Here is a 4,130-nt window from a genome sequence, read left to right as displayed (position 1 = left end):
ATCAATATCCATGAAACCAATTCAGACCACTGTTTTATTCTAAAGGCGTCACTTGGCCTACACATTTAATGCCCAAGATACGCGGAAACTGGACAGACAGCGATTTGCCTTCGCGTGTGAAAATCTAGGAATGGTTGATGCCGAAGCCTTTGATTTTTACCAGTGACCAACTCTCTTTGATATCAGGTGTTGGCACGTCTTGATAAATCAGTTGCTCTGGACCGCCGGCTTGATAGATTTTTACGGCTTTCATAATACCTCCCTAAGAATCTGATGCTTTCAGGTAGCCTACTGCCAATTTTACTTTCCTAACAACCCATTTTTCTCCAAATACTCCCGCGCTACGTTTTCCGCGCTTTCGCCTTGCACTTTCACGCGGTAGTTCATCTCACTCATTTCCTCTTCGCTAATTTTTCCCGCCAGTCGGTTAAGTGCGGTCACAATTTGAGGATTTTTTTCAGCAAATTCTGCTTTCATCAATGGCGCACCCTGATAAGCAGGAAACAGGGAAATATCATCTTTCAGTAGGCGCAATTGATATTGTTTCAATTCTGCATCGGTGGAAAAGGCTTCCACTAGGTCGATTTTGTCATTCAACAATGCCGTATAGCGTAAGGCAGGTTCCAAGCTAACAATATGTTTTAGCGTGATACCGGCTGCCTGCATGCCTTTATAGCCATCCGCTCGGTCGATAAATTCCAGTGAGAAACCTGCTCGGATATTGGGCGCTACCTGCTTCAAGTCGCTGATTGTCTTCAGTTGGTGCGATGCACCGTAGCTTTCTTTGACCGCCAACGCGTAAGTGTTCTGATAAGACATTGGTGGCAGAAACTCTAGCTGATATTGTTCCGCCAATAATTGTTTGCCCCGTTGATAGGTTTCATCTGGCGACAGATGGCGGTTCTTCTGTTCAGTTGGTACTTGTACTAAGGCTTCCAGCACTGTGCCGGTGAATTCAGGATAAATATCGATTTCGCCACTATTCAGTGCGCTAAACAGGAAAGTAGTTTTGCCAAAATTAGGTTTGACTGTGACTTTCACGTTCGAATTCTCACGTTCAATCAATAATTTATACATGTTAATCAGAATATCCGGCTCACTCCCCATTTTGCCGGCAACCACCACGTTTTTTGTAGCAGGTGTAAATGAAATCTGAGACAGACCGAGTGCGCCGAAGCCCACCACCAATGCAAGAATAATCGGCAACTTGCGTCGTGATTTCTGCAACAGCCCGATAATGCCGCTTACACCGACAGCCAATAATGCGGAGAGCAATGCGCCGGTAAACGTCATTGTCATGTTGTTGCGATCGATACCGAGCAGAATCAGGTTGCCCAAACCGCCTGCTCCGATTAACGCCGCCAGAGTTGCCGTGCCGACAATCAGCACTGCCGCCGTGCGAATGCCCGAAATCATGGCAGGCAAAGCCATCGGCAGTTCAATCCGCCACAATGATTGCCAGCGCGATAGTCCGAATGCGGTGTACGCATCTTGAATCGATTGGTCGATTTGGGTCAGCCCCAAATAGGTATTTTGAAAAATAGGCAACAGCGCGTATAGCGTGAGCGCAATCAAGACGGGCGGCGAACCGATACCGACAAACGGAATCAGCAAACCCAGCAGCGCCAAAGACGGAATGGTTTGCAATATATTGGTAAACTGCAATACCGCTTCCGCTGCCCGCTGTCTGCGCGCAAACAACACGGCGGCAGGCACCGCAATTGCCACTGCCGCGAGCAAAGCCAGGCCGGAAAGCCATAAATGCGTAAGCAGCATTTGCCAGAGTTCTGCCAGGGTAACGTTTAGGGATGAGAACATAGTTTTAAATTTTATGTTTAGTACGTTGAATAATAGATGTTTATGTTTGCTTTACAGCAAGGTATTAGCGCCTTGAAAGAGGTTTCAGACGGCCTTCACCATCATAACACTGCCCTTCTCACAGCTTCCTGTCCCTGTTTATCCAACCGTAAGAATTGGTGGATGATGCGTTCGGCATCGGGTGCATCGGCGGTGGAAAACAGCGATTGCACATAATCATTTGCCGGCTGCTTTTTGATTTCTTCAGGTGTGTCGATTTGTACCAGTTTGCCATTATGCATTACACCGATACGGCAAGCGAGTTTGGCGGCTTCCTGCATATCATGGGTAACGAAAACGATAGTGGTGCCAAATTTTTGGTGAATCATAGCAATTTGGTCTTGCAGCACGGTGCGTACCAGCGGGTCAAGTGCTGAAAACGGTTCGTCCATCAGCAGAACTTGAGGCTTGGCTGCAATGGCTCGCAAAATACCGATGCGCTGCTGTTCACCGCCGGAAAGTTCGTGCGGATAGCGGTCGCGGTAGTGCGCAGGGTCAAGTTCCACCAGCTCCAATAATTCATTCACACGCGTTTTGCGTTCGGCTTTCGGCCAGCCCAGTACGTCAGGCATGAGTTCGATATTTTCCGCGACGGTCATGGTGGGGAAAAGTGCGATTTGCTGCAATACGTAACCAATTTGGTGGCGGAGCTGGCGGATGTCGTAGTCTTTAATCCGTTTCCCGTGCAGATAAACGTTGCCATCGGTCGGTTCAATTAGCGCGTTAATCATGCGTAAAGTGGTGGATTTGCCGCTGCCCGAGCTACCTACCAACACGAAAAATTCACCCTGATAAATGGTCAAATCCAAATCGCGCACAGCATATTTGCCGTCATAATGCTTGCCTGTGCCACGAAACTCGATAAATGGGACAAGATTATTTTGCATATTGTGCCTTTACTACGTCTTCAAAACTAATCGGTGCGCGTCCCAACAACTGCGACAGGTCGTCTGAAACGGTAGCAAGCTCGCCTTTGGCAATGGCAGTGTAGGTAGAAACCCAGGCTTCAATCTGCCAATCGGGAGTGTCAGGATACTCAGCTTTGCGGCTGGCGAAGGCTTCTTCCACAGTTTCATTGTGGTAGCAGTGCGGTTTGCCGGTGATTTCGGTTAAGACGGCGGCTATTTCAATAAAACTTAATGATTGGGAACCGGTCAGTGTGTAGGTCTGATTATCGTAGTGGTGATTGTCGCAAGCGATGTCGGCGATGATGTTTGCCGCTGCTTGGGTGACATCGTGCTGCGAAACGCAGGCAACGCGCCCGTCGTCGGCTGGGCCTGCGATGATGCCATCTGCGTTAGCAATTGTTGCCATCATCTCACTGTAAAAATTGTCGCGCAGAAAGGTGTAGCGCATATTTGTTTGCCGGATTGCATTTTCGGTAACCGCATGAGTGCGCGCCAGCGTGAAGGTACTGTCCAACGCCGCTTGAGCAAAAGAGAGATAGACAATATGCTTCACGCCCGCTTCCGAAGCAGCCTGCACCAAAGTCAAATGCTCCTGTTCGCGCATCGGACTTTCGGCGGCGGACACCATAAACAGCACGTCCACCCCATTTAAAGCCTGCTTAGCAAGCTCCAAATCGCCATAGGCAAACCGTCGCGCCTCGCAGTTCGTGAGATTGGGCGCTTTGGCGGGGTTACGCAGCGGCAGGATAAGCGGCAGGCCGCATGTGCTCAGATGACGGGCGACCATACCGCCGATGTTGCCGCTGGAGCCAGTGATGGCTAGATTCATGTTGTTTTCCTTATGCGTTTTCTAAAGAGATAGCTTTGCTGTTTACAGGGTTTCTGTAAAACCATGTGCATGCTGCTTTTTGAGTTTCAGGTAGACTGAATAGATTCAAGGGATGGTTTATTGATGGTTATTATTGTAGCAGTTTTCCTACATACGATAAGCCGCGAAAGACTTACTTGATTATTAAGCTGAATAATACCGCAGGGCGATTTTTCAGGTATATTACGACCAAGCAGGTAATGGAAAACAGGCAGACCCCGACTATATGCGCTGGCAGCCTGTTGCAGTATGGGATGCCTACCTGCGCTACAAAATCGGCAAAAACCTGACTGCCGAGCTGGTGGGCAGCAACCTGACCAACCGCTACTACCTCGACCCGATGAGTCGCTCTTACCTGCCTGCACCAGGTAGGACAATCCGTATTGGGATAACTGGAAAATGGTAATGATCAATTAATCATTTTGGGAGTAAAAAGCCGTCTGAACATTGGGTTTCAGACGGCTTTTTCATTTTAAGAATCCGATTTATTTTTCGTA

4 protein-coding genes and 1 pseudogene are annotated in these 4,130 nt (G+C 48.5%); 1 reads left to right on the top strand and 4 read right to left on the bottom strand.

Annotated features, from left to right (window positions below; translation table 11 throughout):
• Nucleotides 1–124: 124 nt before the first annotated feature.
• From ACTHUM_RS10655 to ACTHUM_RS10640, 4 genes are all read right to left on the bottom strand, one after another.
• A complete protein-coding gene (locus tag ACTHUM_RS10655) occupies nt 125–253 on the bottom strand; it encodes a hypothetical protein (protein ID WP_440402869.1) in 129 nt (42 codons plus the stop codon).
• Nucleotides 254–300: 47 nt separating this feature from the next.
• On the bottom strand, nt 301–1,818 hold the full coding sequence (locus ACTHUM_RS10650; RefSeq protein ID WP_070461569.1) for an ABC transporter permease/substrate-binding protein: 1,518 nt from the start codon (nt 1,816–1,818) through the stop codon (nt 301–303).
• A 101-nt stretch (nt 1,819–1,919) separates the two neighbouring features.
• Entirely contained in the window at nt 1,920–2,744 is an 825-nt protein-coding gene (locus ACTHUM_RS10645; RefSeq protein ID WP_070461570.1) for an ABC transporter ATP-binding protein, read from the bottom strand.
• On the bottom strand, nt 2,734–3,594 hold the full coding sequence (locus tag ACTHUM_RS10640; RefSeq protein WP_440402868.1) for an SDR family oxidoreductase: 861 nt from the start codon (nt 3,592–3,594) through the stop codon (nt 2,734–2,736). Before ACTHUM_RS10640 ends, ACTHUM_RS10645 begins: the two co-directional genes overlap by 11 nt.
• Before the next feature lie 262 nt (nt 3,595–3,856).
• Between ACTHUM_RS10640 and ACTHUM_RS10635 the strand changes: the two are divergent.
• Nucleotides 3,857–4,039: pseudogene (locus tag ACTHUM_RS10635) on the top strand (hypothetical protein); the annotation flags it as partial.
• Nucleotides 4,040–4,130: the final 91 nt, after the last annotated feature.

Source organism: Neisseria sp. P0021.S006, from assembly GCF_051956895.1.
This window is presented reverse-complemented; position numbering and strand designations above follow the sequence as displayed.

Excerpts from the sequence above, each read along its gene's own strand:
- ACTHUM_RS10650 (WP_070461569.1), bottom strand. The coding sequence starts at position 1,818 with ATGTTCTCATCCCTAAACGTTACCCTGGCAGAACTCTGGCAAATGCTG.
- ACTHUM_RS10640 (WP_440402868.1), bottom strand. The coding sequence starts at position 3,594 with ATGAATCTAGCCATCACTGGCTCCAGCGGCAACATCGGCGGTATGGTC.
- ACTHUM_RS10645 (WP_070461570.1), bottom strand. The coding sequence starts at position 2,744 with ATGCAAAATAATCTTGTCCCATTTATCGAGTTTCGTGGCACAGGCAAG.
- ACTHUM_RS10655 (WP_440402869.1), bottom strand. The coding sequence starts at position 253 with ATGAAAGCCGTAAAAATCTATCAAGCCGGCGGTCCAGAGCAACTGATT.